The following is a 19,349-nucleotide window of genomic DNA, read 5'->3' as shown; positions in this document are numbered from 1 at the left end:
GATGGGCGCGCAAGATATTAACGCATGGTCACAAACTCTTCCGATGCGGTCGGGTGAATGGCGACGGTATTATCGAAGTCTTTCTTGGTAGCGCCCATCTTCAGCGCCACTGCGAAGCCCTGCAACATTTCATCCATGCCGAAGCCGATACCGTGGATACCCACAATTTTTTCTTCCGGCCCGACGCAGACCAGCTTCATACGGCACGGCTGGCGGTGCGTCGTTACCGCGGTATACATAGCGGTAAACGATGATTTATAGACTTTCACCTGCTCGTCGCCGTACTGCTCGCGCGCCTGCGGCTCGCTTAATCCGACGGTGCCGATAGGCGGATGGCTAAAGACCACGGTCGGGATGTTGCTGTAGTCCAGATGCTCGTCCGGCTTGTTGTTAAACAGGCGTTCGGAGAGACGGCGACCGGCGGCGACGGCGACTGGCGTTAACTCCACTGCGCCGGTGTTATCGCCAACGGCGTAAATGCCTTCTACGTTCGTGTTCTGCCATTTATCAACGATGATGTAACCTTTTTCATTGGTTTTCACGCCCGCTGCCGCCAGATTAATATTGTCGGTCGACGGTTCGCGACCAATGGCCCAGATCAGGCAATCAACGGTTTCACTGCGGCCATCTTCCAGTTCCAGAGTCAGACTGCCGTCGGCGTTTTTCACCACCGCTTTCGGCACGGCGTGAGTATGCAGTTGCGGGCCTTCGGCGTTCATCACCTCAACCAGCGTTTCGCTAATCATCGGGTCAAAACTGCGCAGCGGCGCATGTTTACGGACAAACAGATGCGTTTTCGCCCCCAGCGCGTTGATAACGCCAGCCAGTTCAACGGCGATATAACCTGCGCCTACCACCGCGACGCGCTCCGGCAAGGCAGACAGCGCAAAGAAACCGTCGGAATCAATGCCGTATTCCACGCCTGGAATGCTCGGATGGCTCGGACGGCCGCCGGTAGCGATCAAAATATGGTCGGCGGTGATGGTTTCGCCGTTCACTTCAATGGTTTTGGCATCGACAAAGCGGGCAAAGCCTTTAATCACATCCACGTTATTTTTGCCCAGCACGTTGTCGTATGAAGTATGGATGCGGTCAATATACGCGGTACGGCTGGTAATCAGCTTGCTCCAGTCGAACTGATTAATCGTGGTGTCAAAACCGTAGTCCGGGCCATACAGATGAATCGCTTCACGAATCTGCGCGGCATGCCACATCACTTTCTTCGGCACGCAGCCCACGTTAACACAGGTGCCGCCCAGCTCTTTGGCTTCGATGAGCGCGCATTTCTGGCCGTACATAGCGGCGCGGTTAATCGAGGCGATACCGCCGCTGCCGCCGCCGATAGCGATGTAATCATAGTGTTTGGTCATGACCGCTCCTTTATGTTCGTTGTCGGACGGATAGATTCTGCGCTACCCGCCAAAATATTCGCGATTGTATACCTGAAGGTGAAAGGTTCCACCGATGGCTGTGATTACTCCGGCACGATCCAGCTTACCGAAGTGTGTCCGTGACCGTTTGGCGCCAACCTGCTGTGCAGCCACGGTAGCACGTTGTTCATCTGCTGCTCCAGTTTCCACGGCGGGTTAACCACGATCATACCGGACGCCGTCATCCCGCGCTGATCGCTGTCCGGGCGGATCGCCAGCTCAATTTGCAGGATTTTACGGATGCCGGTGGCCTCCAGATCATGAATCATGCGCTTAATTTGCTGGCGGAGCACCACCGGATACCATAGCGCGTATGTACCGGTGGCGAAACGTTTATAACCCTCGCTGATGCCGCTGACTACCGCCTGGTAATCGGTTTTCATTTCATAAGGTGGGTCAATGAGGATCAGACCGCGGCGGGAAACCGGCGGCAATTTGGCTTTCAGTTGCTGATAGCCGTCAGCGCGTTCCACGCGGGCGCGGTTGTCTTTTTGAAACTCCGCGCGCAACAGTGGGAAGTCGCTGGGATGCAATTCCGTGAGTTGCAGACTGTCCTGCTCACGCAGCAACTGGCGGGCGATTAACGGGGAGCCCGGATAGTAGCGTAACTGCCCGCTGCGGTTGAAATGTTTTACGACGCTAATATACGGTTCCAGTTCGGCGGGCAGATCGTCCTGCTGCCAGATACGGGCGATGCCTTCCAGATACTCTCCGGTACGTTCAGCATGTTCGCTGCCCAACTGATAACGCCCCGCGCCCGCGTGCGTGTCCAGATAGAGAAACGGTTTTTCTTTCTCTTTTAGCGACTCGATGATCAGGCTCTGAACGGTATGTTTAAGGACGTCGGCGTGGTTGCCAGCGTGAAAGCTGTGACGATAACTGAGCATGGATGCAGATATTCCGGGAAGTAAACAAGTTAGCCGATAGTTTACCGCAGATCCGCGCAGATTACCCCAGTACCGCCATGTTGTTTCGCGCGTTGTGAAAGTATTGCAAGACGTGTTCGTATCATCAAACCGTCAACTGCGCAGGCCAGCATCGCCTGTGGGCAAGGTAGTAGTTTTGACCTGGCGTTATTTTTAATGAAAGGAACCATAATGAAACTACACATTACTGTACTGGCGTCATCTCTGGCGCTGGCGATGCCGGCACTGGCGAAAGATATTCCCCTGTCCCAGGCGGAGTCGATAGCGAAAAGCGTGACGCCCGACTCGGCGAGCGTCGCCTTTAATGACCTTGAGGCTCAATGGCTGACACAGTTGCGTAAGGCATTACAAGGCGATACCGCCGCGTTGACTCGCGACGCCCTGGCTCAGATGCGACAGAATTCCATCCAGGCGGATAATGCCTGGTTACAGGCTAGCGGTTATGATTTTCATACTACTGAGAATCAACAGATGGGGATTACCCTACTTTCCGCCTTCAATACATTGCCGGAAGCAGTATTGAAAGACAATCTGGCGACGGTGACGGCGATTAATCACGATGCCGATGTTAATACTCGTCACCAGGCGCTGGCGGATGCGGAAAGCGTGGAGTATCTCTATTTCCTGAGCGACGCAATGGGGCCGCGGCTGGGGCGGGCATTTCTCGCCGCTTATGATAAAGGTGAGTTGGGCAAAGCGGCGGCGTTGATTAAAGCCTCGGAAGTCAGCACCGGCGCGGCGAAAAAATATTTTCATTACCCGCGTCCTTACCAGGTGCCGGGTAATACTATCCATTTGACGCCGGATGATGTGGTGGTAAAAGATGGTCATCCTTATACCGCGGGTGGCGGTGCTTTCCCCAGCGGACACACGAATACCGGTTATACGGATGCGCTGTTGATGGCGGAAATGATCCCGGAACGCTTTGATGCGCTGGTGATTCGTGGCGCGCGTTATGGCTATTCTCGCCTGGTCCTTGGCGTACACTATCCGCTGGATGTGATGGGCGCGCGGATGGTCGCGCAGCGTAATGTCGCGCATTACCTTAACGATCCGTATTATCGTACGTTGTTCAACGAAGCTCGCGCTCAACTGCGCGAGGCGCTGGTGAAAGAGTGCGGTACGACGATTGTCGAATGCGCGGCATCGGCCGGAAAAGACGATCCGTACCGCGATCCGGCCATGCATACCTTCTACCGCTTCACCATGACTTATAACCTGCCGCAACAGAAAGGCGAGCATCAGCCGTTGAAAATACCAAAAGGCGCCGATGTTCTGCTACAGACAGCGCTGCCGAACCTGTCGCCAGCGCAGCGTCAGGCGTTAATGGAAGAGACGGCGTTACCGGCAGGATATCCGTTGTCGGGCGAGACCGAGGATCAACAGTTCTGGCAGCGTCTGGATCTGTCCGCTGCTTACGAGATGGCGAGAAAAACGCGCTGACGTTGTCACCCGGCTTATAAAACGTAAGCCGGGATGATGTTAAAGGGGCGGCTTATTGCAGCGATACCCACGTCTGTACGCTGTCCATCATTGAAATTCCCCTTACTATCCCCCATTCTAGATCTCATCGCGAGAGCGCCAAAAGCGCGCTCCACTCACCTTCTTCTACAGGACTGCGCATATGACCAATCCATTACTAACGTCTTTTTCACTGCCGCCTTTTTCTGCAATTAAACCGGAGCATGTGGTGCCTGCGGTCACCAAAGCGTTGGCCGATTGCCGGGCGGCGGTAGAAGGCGTTGTGGCGCATGGCGCGCCGTATAGCTGGGAAAACCTCTGCCAGCCGTTGGCGGAAGCCGACGATGTTCTGGGGCGTATTTTCTCGCCAATTAGCCACTTAAACTCGGTGAAAAATAGTCCGGAGCTGCGTGAAGCCTACGAACAGACGCTGCCGCTGCTGTCTGAATACAGCACCTGGGTTGGGCAACATGAAGGACTGTACAACGCGTACCGCGACCTGCGCGACGGCGATCATTACGCCACGCTGAATACCGCGCAGAAGAAAGCGGTTGATAACGCGCTGCGTGATTTTGAACTGTCCGGCATTGGCCTGCCGAAAGAGAAACAGCAGCGTTACGGCGAAATCGCCACTCGCCTGTCTGAGCTGGGCAACCAGTACAGCAATAATGTGCTCGATGCCACCATGGGCTGGACGAAGCTCATCACCGACGAAGCCGAGCTGGCGGGAATGCCGGAAAGCGTGCTCGCCGCCGCTAAAGCCCAGGCGGAAGCCAAAGAGCAGGAAGGTTACCTGCTGACCCTGGATATCCCGAGCTATCTGCCGGTCATGACCTACTGCGACAACCAGGCGTTGCGCGAAGAGATGTATCGCGCCTATTCCACTCGCGCCTCCGATCAGGGGCCGAACGCGGGGAAATGGGATAACAGCCCGGTGATGGAAGAAATTCTTGCGCTGCGCCATGAACTGGCGCAACTGCTGGGCTTCGAAAATTATGCCCATGAATCGCTGGCCACCAAAATGGCGGAAAATCCGCAGCAGGTGCTCGACTTCCTGACCGATTTGGCGAAACGCGCCCGTCCGCAGGGGGAAAAAGAGCTGGCCCAGCTGCGCGCCTTCGCCAAAGCCGAATTTGGCGTTGAGGAGCTGCAACCGTGGGATATCGCGTACTACAGTGAAAAGCAAAAACAGCACCTGTACAGCATCAGCGATGAGCAGCTACGTCCGTACTTCCCGGAAAACAAAGCCGTGAATGGCCTGTTTGAAGTGGTGAAACGTATTTACGGCATCACCGCCAAAGAGCGTACTGACGTTGATGTCTGGCACCCGGAAGTGCGTTTCTTTGAACTGTATGACGAAAATAACGAGCTGCGCGGCAGCTTCTACCTTGACCTGTACGCGCGCGAACACAAACGCGGCGGGGCGTGGATGGACGACTGTGTCGGCCAGATGCGTAAAGCGGACGGCACATTGCAAAAGCCGGTCGCTTATCTGACCTGTAATTTCAACCGTCCGGTGAACGGTAAACCCGCTCTGTTTACCCATGACGAAGTGATCACCCTGTTCCACGAGTTTGGTCATGGCTTGCATCATATGTTGACCCGCATTGAGACCGCCGGGGTCTCCGGCATCAGCGGGGTGCCGTGGGACGCGGTCGAACTGCCAAGCCAGTTTATGGAAAACTGGTGCTGGGAGCCGGAAGCGCTGGCGTTTATCTCCGGCCACTATGAAACCGGCGAGCCGTTGCCGAAGGAACTGCTGGATAAAATGCTGGCGGCGAAAAACTATCAGGCGGCGCTGTTTATTCTGCGTCAGCTGGAGTTCGGTCTGTTTGATTTCCGTCTGCATGCGGAATTTAATCCGCAGCAAGGAGCGAAAATTCTTGAGACGCTCTTTGAAATTAAAAAACAGGTCGCCGTGGTGCCGTCACCGACATGGGGTCGCTTTCCACATGCGTTCAGCCATATCTTTGCTGGCGGCTATGCGGCAGGCTACTACAGCTATCTGTGGGCCGACGTACTGGCGGCGGACGCTTATTCCCGCTTTGAGGAAGAAGGCATTTTCAACCGTGAGACCGGTCAGTCGTTCCTTGATAACATCCTGACTCGCGGTGGTTCTGAAGAGCCGATGGAACTCTTTAAACGCTTCCGTGGCCGTGAACCACAACTGGACGCGATGCTGGAGCATTACGGGATTAAAGGCTGATTTTACGTGCAAATCTGCTTAATGGATGAAACGGGCGCCACAGACGGCGCCTTATCTGCTCTGGCTGCCCGCTGGGGACTGGAGCATGACGAAGACAACCCGATGGCGCTGGTATTGACGCCGCAACATCTGGAGCTGCGCAAGCGCGACGAACCGAAGCTCGGCGGCATTTTCGTCGATTTTGTCGGCGGCGCGATGGCCCATCGACGTAAGTTCGGCGGCGGGCGCGGCGAAGCGGTGGCGAAGGCGGTCGGTATTAAGGGCGATTATCTGCCGGATGTGGTCGATGCCACGGCCGGACTGGGGCGCGATGCGTTTGTACTGGCGTCCGTCGGTTGCCGCGTGCGGATGCTGGAGCGTAATCCGGTGGTCGCCGCGTTGCTCGATGACGGTCTGGCGCGCGGCTACGCCGATGCGGATATTGGCGGCTGGCTTCAGGAGCGTTTGCAGTTGATTCATGCTTCCAGCCTGACGGCGTTAACCGATATCACGCCGCGCCCGCAGGTGGTCTACCTCGATCCGATGTTTCCTCACCGGCAGAAAAGCGCGCTGGTGAAGAAAGAGATGCGGGTGTTTCAGTCGTTGGTGGGGCCGGATTTAGACGCCGACGGACTGCTGGAACCGGCGCGTCAGTTGGCGACCAAACGCGTGGTGGTCAAACGTCCCGATTATGCGCCGCCGCTGGCGGATGTCGCGACGCCCAACGCCATCGTCACCAAAGGGCATCGGTTTGATATTTATGCCGGAACCCCTCTGACGGAGTAACGGATTGCCCGATGGCGTTGCGCTTATCGGGCCTACGATTCTCAATTATTTGTAGGCCGGATAAGGCGTAAGCCGCATCCGGCACTGAGTATTACTGTTCGGTACCTGGCGTATTAATCATTCGGTTTAACCACGGCACCATAATGGCCATCACCACGGTGACCGCCAGCGTTACCAGACCAATTTTGCTAAAGACGCCGGTATAAATTGGCAGCGTCTGCAACGGATCGGTGATGTTTTCCGGTACGGCAGTGAAGGTCGCCACATAACCGCCGAGCAGGAAGGCGGCGGCCTGGGTCAGGAACCACATTCCCAGAATAAAACCCATCAGATGCTGCGGCACCAGAGCGGCGACCATTGCCAGCCCCAGCGCGCTAATCAGCAGCTCGCCCAGACTCTGGAACAGATACACCAGCACGATAAACCACGGCGACGTCAATCCTTGCGCATCGGCAAACCACATCCCGGCGGCGGCGGCGGTCAGAAAACCCAGCGCGCAGAGGAACATGCCGAGCGTAAACTTCATCGGCATAGTCAGATCTTTGCCTTTGCTACCCAGTCGGGTGTAAATCGCTGCCAGTACCGGACTGGCGACGACCACCCAGAATGGGTTCAGCGCCTGAAAACTCACCGGGTTAATGGCGAATCCAAGAATTTCATGATGCACGTTATTAATCGCAAAGAAGTTCAGCGAGGTAGGCATCTGCGCATACAGAATGTAAAACAGCACGGCTTCAATCATCAGAATAAACGCCACGAACATTTTATTGCGGCCGGTTTTATCCAGACGAAACGCTTCGCGAAAGAAGAAAATAGTGACGACGATAGAAAGGACGATGAGCACCAGATTGGCAATCTTAACGTTGTGCATCAGCCAGGCGCAGAGGAAAATCATGACGACGGTGCCGAGTAGTACCAGCAGCAAATTACGAAAACGTAGCGGTTTATGATCCGGTTCAGAACCGATATTTTTCACCATGCCACGGCAGGCGAAGTACACCAGAAGCGCAACAATTAAACCAGCGCCGCACAGATTATAGGTCACCGCATAGCCAAATTTATCGGCAATCACCGGCGCCAGCGATAGCGATAACAAAGAACCGATGTTAATCGACATATAAAACAGGGTGAAAGCGCCATCCAGCCGGGGATCTTTAGGCTGATAGCATTTAGAGAGCAGGCTGGCGGGATTGGCTTTAAATAACCCGTTGCCCACGGCAATCGTACCCAGTGCGATAAAAATCAGATCGGGATTTAATAGCGACATGCCGGTCATAAAATAGCCAATCGCCAGCACAATCGCGCCCAGGACCAGGGTGCGTTTAGTCCCTAACAGATGGTCGCCAACATAGCCGCCGATGGAGATCAGGCCATAAACCAGCGCCGCAAAAGCGCCAAAGGTAATAAAGGCCTGTTCCTGAGAAAAACCCAATTGTTTAACGAAAAAGACCGCCAGGATGCCCTGGACGCCGTAATAGCCAAATCGTTCCCATAATTCTACAAAAAAGATCATGAAGAATGGACGAGGTTGCTGCAGCAAGCCCGTAGGTGCAGTTGTATTCATATTCCTTCGCCTTTTAATGCCATCCCGAAACGTATGAGCGCGTATATCAAAACGCGCCGAAAAGACTTACCCTGATATAGACTGCGGTTATTAGCCTGATCAATAGGTTATTATACAAATGATACGCAAACTAATTAGTGGATCACACTAATTATGTTTGGTGTGATGGAATGATGTACTGAGTACTGCGAAGAAGGGGGGATAAACAAAACGCCCACATAAGCGGGCGTTTTGTTGAGAGCCGGAATTTGCCTGATGGTTCAGGCCAACCTGATTGACTATAGACCAGACGCGGTCTTAGCCGCCAGCCGGCACGGCAAGTATTACTCTTCTTCGTCGCGCAGCGGAACAATCAGCATGTCAACGTGAACGGTGTTGATCAGCTGGCGCGCAGAAGACATCAGTTTGCTCCAGAAGTCCTGGTGATGACCGCAAACGACCAGATCCATATCGTATTTCTTGATGGCGTCAACCAGCACCTGGCCCAAATCGCCGCTACCGCTCAGGGTTTCAGTGATAGGGTAGCCAGCGTTGGTAGACAGCTCGGTCAGCGCGTGGTGGGTTTCTTCGGAGATACGTTTCTGCATATCGCCCAGATTGACGTCAATCAGACCGGTGTACAGGTCTGAATAATTCACGTCAACGTGGATGAGGGAGATTTTCGCGTTGTAGGGGCGCGCCATAGAGACCGCTTTTTCAACCAGAACTTTACTTTCCGGGGAGAGATCAACTGCGATAAGAATGTGTTTATAAGCCATAGTGTTACTCCTTCCATAAGTTGTCGATGACCATTGAGCTACTGGCGTTTCTTATGCCGCCGCGTCACCCGCGTCCTGCGAACTCTATGCGCGGGGCTAGCTCAGCCGTTTACCATAACTATCCTTACATTATAGCGACCAGGATAATCCGTCAATCTGCCTTGCTTGCCAGCTAGTTAAACAAAATTTTCAGGGAATTGCATTGATAGTGATTAACCTTCTGGTAAAAAAATTAACTGATCTCCTACAATGTGTATAAGAGCCGTTCGAATGCGGAGCGCTAATATGGACGGCTTTCGTAGTACTCTTTCACTGATTGTCTGGCAGGGTATCGGGGAGCGGTAGTCCCGGAGAGGAACTCCGTGGGCGGGTCGCCGGGGAGGAGATATGATAAGCACCGTCTCACTATTCTGGGCTTTATGTGTCGTTTGCATTGTTAATATGGCGCGCTATTTCTCATCGCTACGCGCACTGTTAGTGGTACTTCGTGGTTGCGATCCTTTGCTCTATCAATATGTCGATGGCGGCGGCTTCTTTACCACGCATGGTCAGCCCAACAAACAGGTGCGCCTGGTATGGTATATCTACGCTCAGCGCTATCGCGATCATCATGATGAAGAATTTATTCGCCGTTGTGAACGCGTGCGCCGCCAGTTTCTGCTGACCAGCGCGTTATGCGGTTTGGTGGTGGTGAGCTTGATTGCGCTCATGATTTGGCACTGAATAAAAAAAGCGGGCCAGTTTCCTGACCCGCTTGTGTTAGATAAGCCTCCCGGATGACGCCGCTTGTAGCGGCCTGTCAGGCCTGTGTTGCTTCATTCTGACAGGCCGGATTAGCGACAGCGCTATCCGGCCCATTTGGCTTAAATAATCTTCAGGGAAAGCCAGTACAGCACGCCGGAAAGAATAATCGCCGCCGGTAACGTAAATACCCAGGCCATCAGAATGCTGGTCACGGTTTTACGCTGCAACCCGCCGCCATCAACGACCATGGTTCCCGCCACTGAAGAGGAGAGGACGTGAGTGGTAGAAACTGGCATACCGGTGTAGCTGGCAAGACCGATAGAGACTGCCGCCGTCATCTGCGCCGACATTCCCTGCGCATACGTCATGCCTTTTTTACCAATTTTCTCGCCGATAGTGGTCGCCACGCGACGCCAGCCGATCATCGTACCAATACCCAGCGCCAACGCCACTGCCATAATGATCCACACCGGCGCATACTCAATGGTGCTTAACATATCGGTCTTCAGCTTTTTCAGCAGGCGCTGGTCATCGCTGCTTACGCCAGGCAGTTTCACGACTTTGTCGGTCGTGTCGGAAATGCACAGCATAATGCGACGCAACTGGCTACGCTGTTCAACGCTTAACTTGTCGTAGCTTTCCACGTTTGCCAGCATCCCTTTCGCACGGTTAAGCGCGTTAATGGTGTTAGCCGGATGGCAGTGGAATTCAGTCGGTTCAGTTGCGCCCGGTTCCGGAGAGGGAATCAGTTGGTCAACGCCGGTGACGGCTTTCAGCAGGTCAGGACGCTGCTCAAAGTACGTTTCGACATTGTTGATAGCATCGCGCGTACGGGTGATTTCGTAGCTGGAGGCATTCATATTGACCACGAAACCCGCAGGCGCGACGCCAATCAGCACCAGCATGACCAGGCCAATGCCTTTCTGACCATCGTTCGCGCCATGCGAAAACGCCACGCCGATAGCTGAGAGGATCAGCGCGATACGCGTCCAGAACGGCGGCTTTTTCTTGCCGTCTTTCTTTTCACGTTCGGCTGGCGTCAGGTGGATACGGGCGCGTTTCTTAGTACCGCTCCAGTAGCGGCGCAGCAAGAAAATCAGACCGCCGGCGAATACCAGACCGACAATAGGGGAGATAATGAGTGAACCGAAAATATTGATAACTTTCGGGATGTTAAGCGCATCCACCACTGACGTGCCGGTCATCATCGCATTAGTTAAACCGATGCCGATAATGGCGCCAATCAGCGTGTGGGAACTGGACGCCGGCAACCCGAAATACCAGGTACCGAGGTTCCAGATAATCGCCGCCAGCAACATGGAAAAGACCATAGCGAGGCCGTGCGCGGAACCCATGTTGAGCAGGAGATCCGTCGGTAGCATATGCACAATGGCATACGCCACGCTGAGACCCCCCAGCAAAACGCCAAAAAAGTTAAACACCGCCGCCATGACAACCGCCAGCTGCGAACGCATTGCACGGGTGTAAATCACGGTTGCGACTGCATTGGCTGTGTCATGGAAGCCGTTAATCGCTTCGTAGAACAGCACAAAAGCCAGAGCAAGCAATAATAAAAGCCCGGTATGTAAATCCAGGCCAGCAAACAAATGTAGCATAGGACGTTACGCCATTTTGAGGACATGAACGCGGCGCATTATCAGTGACTTTGGCGGCGCGGGCAAAGTGAAATATAGACTTTTTTTGATGTACTTCGTGCTTTGTTTGATATCACTAAAGAATTATCTTATATATTTCAGATAAATACCATTTTCAGGCGCTTTTCGCGCTGGTGCGACCACTGAGGAAACTTTACAATTCCCGCCCGAATTTGAGAGAGGAAGGCGACGTGGAAAGGTTTGATGCCGTTATTATAGGCGCTGGCGCAGCGGGCATGTTTTGCGCCGCGCAGGCAGGACAGGCGGGTAGCCGCGTGCTGCTCATCGATAATGGCAAGAAGCCAGGACGTAAAATCCTCATGTCCGGCGGTGGGCGCTGCAACTTTACTAATCTTTATGTTGAGCCTGCTGCGTATTTGAGCCAGAACCCCCACTTTTGTAAATCAGCGTTAGCCCGCTATACCCAGTGGGACTTTATCGATCTGGTCGGCAGGTATGGGATAGCCTGGCATGAGAAAACGCTGGGACAGCTTTTTTGCGATGATTCCGCCCAACGCATTGTCGATATGCTGGTTGCCGAGTGCGACAAAGGCGGCGTAACGATGCGCCTGCGTAGCGAGGTACTGAGCGTCGAGCGTGATGAGTCGAGTTTCATACTGGCGCTGAACGGCGAGACGGTGACTACGCAAAAGCTGGTGATTGCCAGCGGTGGCCTGTCGATGCCGGGGCTTGGCGCATCGCCGTTTGGCTATAAAATCGCCGAACAGTTTGGTCTCAAGGTGTTGCCGACGCGCGCCGGGCTGGTGCCCTTTACGCTGCATAAGCCGCTGTTAGAACAGCTCCAGACGCTGTCTGGCGTCTCTGTGCCCTGCGTGATTACCGCCCGCAATGGCACGGTATTTCGGGAAAACCTACTTTTTACCCATCGTGGGCTGTCCGGCCCCGCTGTTTTACAGATTTCCAGCTACTGGCAACCGGGCGAGTTAGTGAGCATTAACTTATTGCCGGACCTCTCGCTGGAAGACGTTCTCAATGAACAGCGTAACGCGCACCCGAACCAGAGTCTGAAGAACACGCTGGCGATGCATTTGCCGAAACGGTTGGTGGAGTGTTTACAACAGTTGGGGCACATCCCGGATGTATCGCTCAGGCAGTTGAACGTTCGTGACCAGCAGGCGTTAGTTGACACGCTTACGGCCTGGCAAGTGCAGCCTAACGGCACCGAAGGCTATCGGACAGCGGAAGTGACGCTGGGCGGCGTGGATACAAACGAACTATCATCGCGGACTATGGAAGCGCGCCGCGTGCCGGGTCTCTATTTTATCGGCGAAGTGATGGACGTCACCGGCTGGTTGGGCGGCTATAACTTCCAGTGGGCGTGGTCGAGCGCCTGGGCCTGCGCGCAGGATTTGGCGGCAAAACGCTAAGTACCATTACAAACAATAAGCGAATAGACATCCCGGACAGAGGTGTTAGTATCGATTTATAGCAGTTATGAGTATGCGTGTTTCATTTACGGCCAGGAACGCTGATGATGACAACATTACTCCCTCTTTTTCGGGTACCTACATCATTCACTCCCTTTGACGGCGAGCGCTTCATCGGCGTCTGTTCGTCGTCTGGCCCCTTTTCTTTTTTCATTCTTATCCCGAATGGAAACCCCCGCTGAGCGCACGCCCGGCGGACTTTGTGACACGCATGGTTAGACAACAGGGATTACGGCGGGTCGATTATGGACAAAATGAAGCGTCATCTGGTGTGGTGGGGAGCGGGGATTCTTGTGGTGGTGGCCGCGATAGCCTGGTGGATGCTGCGCCCTGCGGGAATACCGGAGGGGTTTGCCGCCAGCAACGGCAGAATTGAAGCCACCGAAGTGGATATTGCCACTAAGATTGCCGGGCGTATTGATACCATCCTCGTTTCGGAAGGGCAGTTCGTTCGTCAGGGCGAGGTGCTGGCGAAAATGGATACCCGCGTATTGCAGGAGCAGCGGCTGGAGGCGATCGCGCAAATCAAAGAAGCCGAAAGCGCGGTTGCCGCCGCCCGTGCCTTGCTGGAGCAACGCCAGAGTGAAATGCGCGCCGCGCAGTCGGTCGTCAAACAGCGGGAAGCTGAGCTGGACTCCGTCTCTAAACGTCACGTGCGTTCCCGTTCGCTGTCGCAGCGTGGCGCGGTATCTGTACAACAGTTAGATGACGATCGCGCGGCGGCGGAAAGCGCGCGCGCCGCCCTGGAGACCGCCAAAGCGCAGGTATCTGCGGCAAAAGCGGCGATTGAGGCGGCGCGTACCAGTATTATCCAGGCGCAAACGCGCGTGGAAGCGGCGCAGGCGACCGGGCGGCGTATTGTCGCCGACATCGACGACAGCGAATTAAAAGCGCCGCGCGATGGACGCGTGCAGTACCGCGTTGCGGAGCCGGGCGAAGTGTTATCGGCTGGCGGCCGGGTGTTGAACATGGTCGATCTCAGCGACGTTTATATGACATTTTTCCTGCCGACCGAACAGGCGGGGTTGTTGAAGATCGGCGGCGAAGCGCGACTGGTGCTGGACGCCGCGCCGGATCTGCGTATTCCGGCGACGATCAGTTTTGTCGCCAGCGTGGCGCAGTTCACACCCAAAACCGTGGAAACCCACGATGAACGGTTAAAGCTGATGTTCCGCGTCAAAGCGCGTATTCCGCCAGAGCTGCTGCGACAGCATCTGGAATATGTCAAAACCGGTTTGCCGGGAATGGCATGGGTTCGTCTGGATGAGCGCGTGCCCTGGCCTGACGATCTGAACGTGAGGTTGTCGCAATGACGTCGCTGACGCTGGTGCCTGTTCCTCCCGTGGCGCAGCTTGAGGGGGTGAGCCAGCATTACGGAAAAACGGTCGCGCTGAACAATATCACGCTGGACATTCCCGCCCGTAGTATGGTCGGGCTGATTGGTCCGGACGGGGTGGGTAAGTCGAGCCTGCTGTCGCTGATTTCTGGCGCGCGGGTGATTGAGCAAGGGAACGTTATCGTCCTGGGCGGCGATATGCGCGATGCGAAACATCGCCGCGACGTCTGTCCGCGCATCGCCTGGATGCCGCAGGGGCTGGGGAAAAACCTTTATCACACGTTATCGGTTTATGAGAACGTCGATTTTTTCGCTCGCCTCTTTGGTCATGACAAAGCTGAACGCGAAGCGCGTATTACCGAGTTGCTGAACAGCACCGGCCTGGCGCCGTTTCGTGACCGTCCTGCCGGGAAGCTGTCCGGTGGGATGAAACAAAAGCTGGGGCTGTGCTGTGCGCTGATTCATGACCCGGAATTGCTGATTCTTGATGAGCCTACCACCGGCGTGGACCCGCTCTCCCGCGCTCAGTTCTGGGACTTAATCGACAGTATCCGCCAACGGCAGACCAATATGAGCGTGTTGGTCGCAACGGCCTATATGGAAGAGGCGGAGCGTTTTGACTGGCTGGTGGCGATGAATGCGGGCGAGATACTGGCAACCGGCAGCGCGCAGCAACTGCGGGCAAAAACCCATAGCGCGACGCTGGAACAGGCGTTTATCGCCCTGTTGCCAGAAGCGCAGCGCCAGGCGCATAAGCCAGTGGTGATCCCGCCCTATCACGCTGAGCAGGAAGAGATTGCCATTGAGGCGAAAGATCTGACCATGCGCTTCGGTAAGTTCGTCGCGGTTGACCATGTTAATTTCCGCATTCCGCGCGGCGAGATTTTTGGCTTCCTCGGTTCAAACGGTTGCGGCAAATCGACCACCATGAAAATGCTGACCGGTCTGCTTCCCGCCAGCGAAGGCCAGGCCTGGCTATTTGGCCAGCCGGTAGACCCGAACGACATCGATACCCGTCGCCGGGTCGGGTATATGTCGCAGGCTTTTTCGCTCTATAACGAACTCACCGTGCGGCAGAATCTGGAACTTCATGCCCGCCTGTTTCATATTCCGCCAGCGGAGATCCCGGCGCGTGTCGCGCAGATGATCGAACGCTTTATGCTAACGGAGGTGGAAGATACGCTCCCCGCTTCGTTGCCGCTCGGTATCCGCCAGCGTTTATCGCTGGCGGTAGCGGTGATCCATCGCCCGGAAATGCTGATTCTTGATGAGCCAACGTCCGGCGTTGATCCGGTCGCCAGGGATATGTTCTGGCAGCTTATGGTCGATCTTTCGCGTCAGGATAAGGTGACGATTTTTATCTCGACCCATTTTATGAACGAAGCGGAACGTTGCGACCGAATGTCATTGATGCACGCCGGTAAAGTGCTCGCCAGCGGTACGCCGCAGGAATTGGTGCAACAGCGGGGCGCGGCCAATCTGGAGGCGGCGTTTATTTCCTGGCTACAGGAAGCTGCGGGAGCGGCTCCTGAAACCCCAATACCGCCATCCCAGACGCCCGCCGCGTCAGGTAAACCGTCGCGGCAGGGATTGAGCTTCCGGCGTTTGTTCAGCTACAGTCGCCGCGAAGCGCTGGAGCTACGCCGCGATCCGGTACGCTCGACGCTGGCGCTGCTGGGAACGGTAATTCTGATGCTGATTATGGGCTATGGCATCAGTATGGACGTGGAGAACCTGCGTTTTGCCGTACTCGACCGCGATCAAACCGTCAGCAGCCAGGCATGGTCGCTCAATCTGGCGGGATCGCGCTATTTTATCGAACAGCCGCCGCTCGCCAGCTATGACGAGCTTGACCGGCGGATGCGTTCGGGAGAGTTGGCGGTTGCCATTGAGATCCCGCCTAATTTTGGCCGCGATATTGCTCGCGGTACGCCAGCGCAGATTGGCGTCTGGGTGGATGGCGCCATGCCCAGCCGCGCCGAGACGGTGAAGGGGTACGTTCAGGCGATGCACCAAAGCTGGCTGCAGGAGGCGGCAAGTCGTCAGCCGAACCCGGTTAAACAGACCGGGCTGCTCAACATTGAAACGCGCTATCGTTATAACCCGGATGTGAAAAGTCTGCCCGCTATCGTTCCGGCGGTCATTCCGCTGCTGCTCATGATGATCCCGTCAATGCTTAGCGCCCTGAGCGTGGTGCGGGAGAAAGAGCTGGGGTCGATGATTAATCTGTACGTAACGCCGACGACGCGCAGCGAATTTTTGCTGGGTAAACAACTGCCGTATATCGCGCTGGGTATGCTGAACTTCTTGCTACTGTGCGCGCTGTCGGTCTTTGTGTTCGGCGTGCCGCTGAAAGGCAGCTTTCTCACGCTTACCCTCGCGGCGCTACTTTACGTCATCATCGCCACCGGTCTGGGGCTGCTGATCTCTACGTTTATGAAGAGCCAAATCGCCGCTATTTTTGGGACGTCGATTATTACCCTCATTCCGGCAACACAATTTTCCGGCATGATCGATCCGGTGGCTTCGCTGGAAGGACCGGGAAGATGGATCGGCGAGATCTACCCGACCAGCCATTTTCTGACGATCGCGCGCGGGACGTTTTCCAAAGCGTTGGATCTGTCCGATCTCTGGCCGTTATTTATGCCGTTACTGATTGCCGTCCCGGTGGTGATGGGTCTGAGCATTCTGCTGCTGAAAAAACAGGAGGGGTAATGCGCGGATTACGTAATATTTATAACCTCGGCGTCAAAGAACTGCGCAGTCTGCTGGGCGACAAAGCGATGCTGGCGCTGATCGTCTTCGCCTTTACGATTTCGGTTTACTCCTCCGCTACCGTCCTGCCCGGTTCGTTGCATCTTGCCCCTATCGCCATCGCCGATATGGATCAGTCACAGTTGTCGAACCGTATTGTGAATAGTTTTTACCGCCCGTGGTTTCTGCCGCCGGAGATGATTACGGCAACGGAAATGGATGCCGGACTGGATGCCGGACGCTATACCTTTGCGGTCAATATTCCGCCGAATTTCCAGCGTGATGTGCTGGCCGGACGTCAGCCTGATATTCAGGTTAACGTCGATGCGACGCGCATGAGCCAGGCGTTTACCGGCAACAGTTATATCCAGAATATTATTAGCGGCGAGGTCAACAGCTTTGTGGCGCGCGCGCGGGGAGATAACGTTCAGCCGGTGTCGCTGGAGATTCGGATGCGCTTTAACCCGAATCTGGACCCGGCGTGGTTTGGCGGCGTGATGGCGATTATCAACAACATTACCATGCTGGCGATAGTGCTGACCGGATCGGCGCTGATCCGCGAGCGAGAACACGGCACGGTAGAGCATCTGTTGGTGATGCCGGTCACGCCCTTTGAGATCATGATGGCAAAAGTATGGTCGATGGGGCTGGTCGTGCTGGTGGTTTCCGGTTTGTCTTTGATGCTGATGGTGAAAGGCGTACTTGGCGTACCGATTGAAGGATCGATCCCATTGTTTATGTTGGGCGTAGCGCTGAGCCTGTTCGCCACCACTTCAATTGGGATTTTTATGGGCACCATCGCCCGTTCGATGCCGCAGCTGGGGTTATTAATGATTCTGGTACTGTTGCCGCTACAAATGCTTTCCGGCGGTTCCACGCCGCGCGAAAGTATGCCGCAGGCGGTGCAGGATATTATGCTGACCATGCCGACGACGCATTTTGTCAGCCTTGCCCAGGCTATTCTTTATCGCGGCGCAGGTTTGAGCATCGTCTGGCCGCAGTTCCTGACCCTGCTGGCGATAGGCGGCGTGTTCTTCCTGATAGCGCTGTTACGCTTCAGAAAAACGATTGGCACAATGGCGTAAACATTATTGCCGGAGGGCGGCTGCGCCTTATCTGGCCTACAAACGACAGACGTGCGAGCGTAGGCCGGGCAAGCGAAGCGCCCCCGGCAAGGCGCTGGGGCGTTAGTCTTCTTTCGGCAAACACTGCAAGTGGCCGTGGCGCACGCCGCGCTGGGCGATAACATCATCGGCAAAATGCTGTACGTCGCCCATATCGCCCTTCAGAACGGCGATCTCCAGACAGTCATCGTGGTTGATATGGACGTGCAGCGTGGCGACGGATAAATCATGATGATGATGCTGGGTGGAGACGATGCGGCTGGCTAAATCCCGTTTCTCATGTTCATAAACATATGAAAGTACCGCGAAACCTTGTGTACCGTGTTCCTGGGTGGCCTCCTGCGCCAGAGCGCCGCGCAGAATATCACGGATCGCTTCGGAGCGATTGTTATAGCCGCGTCGCTGGCTCAGGCTGTCCAGCGTTTCCAGTAAATCGTCATCGAGGGTGATGGTGACACGTTGCATCTGACTTAAACCTTTTGGTATGGCGCGTCGGCGCATGGGAAGCTCCGCATTTTGTAACACACGTCCGCCGCCAGAGGGAAAAATTAATGTGTCATAACGCTTTTGTTATCGTCTGCGGCGTCAGCGTAAACGGTGTGGGGGTACAGACTGCCAGACTGAGCGTATCGAGCTGACACTGGCTGACCGACAAGGCAGAGGGCAACGTGCTGTCCACGCTGACGATTTGCCAGGCGCTGCCGCCGCGTTGTTTTACGATGGCTTCTTTACGCGTCCAGATACGCCAGAAGGCCGCCAGTTGTCGCTCCGGACGTTCCGCTTCCATTTCAGCATGTTCGCCGAGGCTGAATACCGCATTTGCCAGCGAACGCCAGTTATCGCGCGGGCGGATCACTTCAATATCGCAGCCGACTTCACCTTCGTCGCTAAGCAACAGAGCAATAGTGTCGCCGCTATGGCTGAGGTTAAACCACAGCGGCGTTCCGGCGGAAAAAGCCGGTTTACCCTGTTCGCCATACACCATCTCCGGTAGCGGCGAGAGCGCACGGGAAAGCAGCACGCGCCCGGCCAGCCAGCTTGCCCGGCGAACGCCCTGCGGTGCCTGAGCGATTAACGCGTCGGGCAATTGACCTGCGCTTAATGTTGACACTTTTCCCAGAACGATCTGGTACATATCAGGACCAACGTTGCCTATGAAGAAGAGGAGATTGTAGCAT

15 protein-coding genes are annotated in these 19,349 nt (G+C 55.3%); 8 read left to right on the top strand and 7 right to left on the bottom strand.

Annotation, left to right across the window (positions count from 1 at the left end; translation table 11 throughout):
- Positions 1–17 precede the first annotated feature (17 nt).
- On the bottom strand, positions 18–1,370 hold the full coding sequence (gene gorA, locus ACLJPE_RS15850) for a glutathione-disulfide reductase (protein WP_039513543.1): 1,353 nt from the start codon (positions 1,368–1,370) through the stop codon (positions 18–20).
- A 104-nt stretch (positions 1,371–1,474) separates the two neighbouring features.
- The gene (locus ACLJPE_RS15845; RefSeq protein ID WP_000954233.1) at positions 1,475–2,317 is read right to left on the bottom strand and encodes a 23S rRNA (adenine(2030)-N(6))-methyltransferase RlmJ; all 843 of its coding nucleotides are present in this window, start codon (positions 2,315–2,317) and stop codon (positions 1,475–1,477) included.
- Between the two features lie 210 nt (positions 2,318–2,527).
- Between ACLJPE_RS15845 and ACLJPE_RS15840 the strand changes: the two genes are divergently transcribed.
- From ACLJPE_RS15840 to rsmJ, 3 genes are all read left to right on the top strand, one after another.
- Complete coding sequence (locus tag ACLJPE_RS15840; RefSeq protein WP_000766150.1) at positions 2,528–3,799, top strand: acid phosphatase; 1,272 nt, start codon at positions 2,528–2,530, stop codon at positions 3,797–3,799.
- A gap of 181 nt (positions 3,800–3,980) precedes the next feature.
- Positions 3,981–6,023, top strand: coding sequence for an oligopeptidase A (gene prlC / locus ACLJPE_RS15835; RefSeq protein ID WP_031601856.1), 2,043 nt, complete (start codon positions 3,981–3,983; stop codon positions 6,021–6,023).
- A gap of 6 nt (positions 6,024–6,029) precedes the next feature.
- Complete coding sequence (gene rsmJ, locus ACLJPE_RS15830) at positions 6,030–6,788, top strand: 16S rRNA (guanine(1516)-N(2))-methyltransferase RsmJ (RefSeq protein WP_039513546.1); 759 nt, start codon at positions 6,030–6,032, stop codon at positions 6,786–6,788.
- A 91-nt stretch (positions 6,789–6,879) separates the two neighbouring features.
- Here the strand turns inward: rsmJ and dtpB are convergent, their stop codons facing one another.
- Complete coding sequence (gene dtpB / locus ACLJPE_RS15825) at positions 6,880–8,352, bottom strand: dipeptide/tripeptide permease DtpB (protein WP_001098275.1); 1,473 nt, start codon at positions 8,350–8,352, stop codon at positions 6,880–6,882.
- Positions 8,353–8,675: 323 nt separating this feature from the next.
- The gene (gene uspA, locus ACLJPE_RS15820) at positions 8,676–9,110 is read right to left on the bottom strand and encodes a universal stress protein UspA (protein ID WP_000323565.1); all 435 of its coding nucleotides are present in this window, start codon (positions 9,108–9,110) and stop codon (positions 8,676–8,678) included.
- A gap of 387 nt (positions 9,111–9,497) precedes the next feature.
- On the opposite strand from uspA, the gene uspB reads away from it, so the two are divergent.
- Positions 9,498–9,833: a universal stress protein UspB gene (gene uspB, locus ACLJPE_RS15815; RefSeq protein ID WP_000626193.1), complete on the top strand. Its 336-nt coding sequence runs from the start codon at positions 9,498–9,500 to the stop codon at positions 9,831–9,833.
- Between the two features lie 140 nt (positions 9,834–9,973).
- Here uspB and pitA read toward each other — a convergent pair whose 3' ends face one another.
- On the bottom strand, positions 9,974–11,470 hold the full coding sequence (pitA, locus tag ACLJPE_RS15810) for an inorganic phosphate transporter PitA (RefSeq protein ID WP_000902764.1): 1,497 nt from the start codon (positions 11,468–11,470) through the stop codon (positions 9,974–9,976).
- 230 nt (positions 11,471–11,700) lie between these two features.
- Between pitA and ACLJPE_RS15805 the strand changes: the two genes are divergently transcribed.
- The 4 genes from ACLJPE_RS15805 (at position 11,701) to ACLJPE_RS15790 (ending at position 18,132) form a co-directional block, all read left to right on the top strand.
- Complete coding sequence (locus ACLJPE_RS15805; RefSeq protein WP_039513549.1) at positions 11,701–12,897, top strand: NAD(P)/FAD-dependent oxidoreductase; 1,197 nt, start codon at positions 11,701–11,703, stop codon at positions 12,895–12,897.
- Positions 12,898–13,202: 305 nt separating this feature from the next.
- Entirely contained in the window at positions 13,203–14,270 is a 1,068-nt protein-coding gene (locus ACLJPE_RS15800) for an HlyD family secretion protein (RefSeq protein WP_039513552.1), read from the top strand.
- Positions 14,267–17,008, top strand: coding sequence for a ribosome-associated ATPase/putative transporter RbbA (rbbA, locus tag ACLJPE_RS15795; RefSeq protein ID WP_000202924.1), 2,742 nt, complete (start codon positions 14,267–14,269; stop codon positions 17,006–17,008). Before ACLJPE_RS15800 ends, rbbA begins: the two co-directional genes overlap by 4 nt.
- Positions 17,008–18,132, top strand: coding sequence for an ABC transporter permease (locus ACLJPE_RS15790; RefSeq protein ID WP_001214750.1), 1,125 nt, complete (start codon positions 17,008–17,010; stop codon positions 18,130–18,132). Before rbbA ends, ACLJPE_RS15790 begins: the two co-directional genes overlap by 1 nt.
- A gap of 102 nt (positions 18,133–18,234) precedes the next feature.
- Here the strand turns inward: ACLJPE_RS15790 and nikR are convergent, their stop codons facing one another.
- Positions 18,235–18,636, bottom strand: a complete 402-nt coding sequence (nikR, locus tag ACLJPE_RS15785) for a nickel-responsive transcriptional regulator NikR (RefSeq protein ID WP_001190057.1) — start codon at positions 18,634–18,636, stop codon at positions 18,235–18,237.
- Between the two features lie 91 nt (positions 18,637–18,727).
- Positions 18,728–19,306: a 4'-phosphopantetheinyl transferase AcpT gene (gene acpT / locus ACLJPE_RS15780; RefSeq protein ID WP_000284366.1), complete on the bottom strand. Its 579-nt coding sequence runs from the start codon at positions 19,304–19,306 to the stop codon at positions 18,728–18,730.
- Positions 19,307–19,349: the final 43 nt, after the last annotated feature.

Source organism: Salmonella sp. SAL04196 (assembly GCF_046550835.1).
Lineage (GTDB): Bacteria > Pseudomonadota > Gammaproteobacteria > Enterobacterales > Enterobacteriaceae > Salmonella > Salmonella enterica.
Note: the sequence above shows the minus strand (reverse complement) of the source record. Positions and strands in the feature narration are given on the sequence as shown.

Excerpts from the sequence above, each read along its gene's own strand:
- gorA (WP_039513543.1), bottom strand. The coding sequence starts at position 1,370 with ATGACCAAACACTATGATTACATCGCTATCGGCGGCGGCAGCGGCGGT.
- nikR (WP_001190057.1), bottom strand. The coding sequence starts at position 18,636 with ATGCAACGTGTCACCATCACCCTCGATGACGATTTACTGGAAACGCTG.
- uspB (WP_000626193.1), top strand. The coding sequence starts at position 9,498 with ATGATAAGCACCGTCTCACTATTCTGGGCTTTATGTGTCGTTTGCATT.
- rbbA (WP_000202924.1), top strand. The coding sequence starts at position 14,267 with ATGACGTCGCTGACGCTGGTGCCTGTTCCTCCCGTGGCGCAGCTTGAG.
- ACLJPE_RS15800 (WP_039513552.1), top strand. The coding sequence starts at position 13,203 with ATGGACAAAATGAAGCGTCATCTGGTGTGGTGGGGAGCGGGGATTCTT.
- acpT (WP_000284366.1), bottom strand. The coding sequence starts at position 19,306 with ATGTACCAGATCGTTCTGGGAAAAGTGTCAACATTAAGCGCAGGTCAA.
- pitA (WP_000902764.1), bottom strand. The coding sequence starts at position 11,470 with ATGCTACATTTGTTTGCTGGCCTGGATTTACATACCGGGCTTTTATTA.
- ACLJPE_RS15845 (WP_000954233.1), bottom strand. The coding sequence starts at position 2,317 with ATGCTCAGTTATCGTCACAGCTTTCACGCTGGCAACCACGCCGACGTC.
- prlC (WP_031601856.1), top strand. The coding sequence starts at position 3,981 with ATGACCAATCCATTACTAACGTCTTTTTCACTGCCGCCTTTTTCTGCA.
- uspA (WP_000323565.1), bottom strand. The coding sequence starts at position 9,110 with ATGGCTTATAAACACATTCTTATCGCAGTTGATCTCTCCCCGGAAAGT.
- ACLJPE_RS15790 (WP_001214750.1), top strand. The coding sequence starts at position 17,008 with ATGCGCGGATTACGTAATATTTATAACCTCGGCGTCAAAGAACTGCGC.
- ACLJPE_RS15840 (WP_000766150.1), top strand. The coding sequence starts at position 2,528 with ATGAAACTACACATTACTGTACTGGCGTCATCTCTGGCGCTGGCGATG.
- dtpB (WP_001098275.1), bottom strand. The coding sequence starts at position 8,352 with ATGAATACAACTGCACCTACGGGCTTGCTGCAGCAACCTCGTCCATTC.